Origin of the sequence: Methylobacterium sp. CCH5-D2 (genome assembly GCF_001556475.1) — a bacterium.
In the GTDB taxonomy this organism is placed as follows: Bacteria; Pseudomonadota; Alphaproteobacteria; order Rhizobiales; family Beijerinckiaceae; genus Methylobacterium; species Methylobacterium hispanicum.
Genome location: NZ_LSIX01001052.1, coordinates 1 through 498, shown reverse-complemented (window position 1 = coordinate 498; position 498 = coordinate 1). Strand labels below are relative to the sequence as shown.

Sequence of the window (498 nt, the reverse complement as noted above, 5' to 3'; positions counted from 1 at the left end):
GAGGAGCCCCGCCGCGATGCCGCGCACGGCCCGGTCGGCCTCCCCGAAGGTCAGGCGGGTGGTCTCGGAGCCGTCGCCCACCAGGACGAGCGCCGTCTTGTCCGGCCGCGCCGCCGCGTTCGCGCCGAGGCAGTAGCGGGCGGCGTTGAAGCGGGCGGGCGGGTGACGGTCGGACAAGGGGGCGCTCCCGGACGCATGTTTTGTCCGGGTGTCGGGTATCGCGGTGGGAGCGTCAACGGGGATCCTGCGCCTCGCCGTCGGCGGTCCGGCCTTCCTCGATCGTCTGCGGCCGACCCCGAGGGGGCCATGCGGTGCGCCGGCGACGGAAGGCCGCCGACAGGGGGGCGAGCGATCGATCGCGGTCCGATGGCCAGCGCACGCGCTCCGATGCTCTATGCTCGGCCGGCCGCGGGGGAAGGCCGCCCGGCCCGTCGCGATTGGCGGAACGGTTTGGCTCCGTTCTCCGTCTCTGGTCCGTGGTCGGCTACGAGCCGGCCG

At 75.1% G+C, this 498-nt stretch carries 1 pseudogene; it reads right to left on the bottom strand.

Annotated elements, in window-relative coordinates:
* Window positions 1-177: pseudogene (locus tag AX737_RS36520) on the bottom strand (AMP-dependent synthetase); the annotation flags it as partial.
* Window positions 178-498 lie beyond the last annotated feature (321 nt).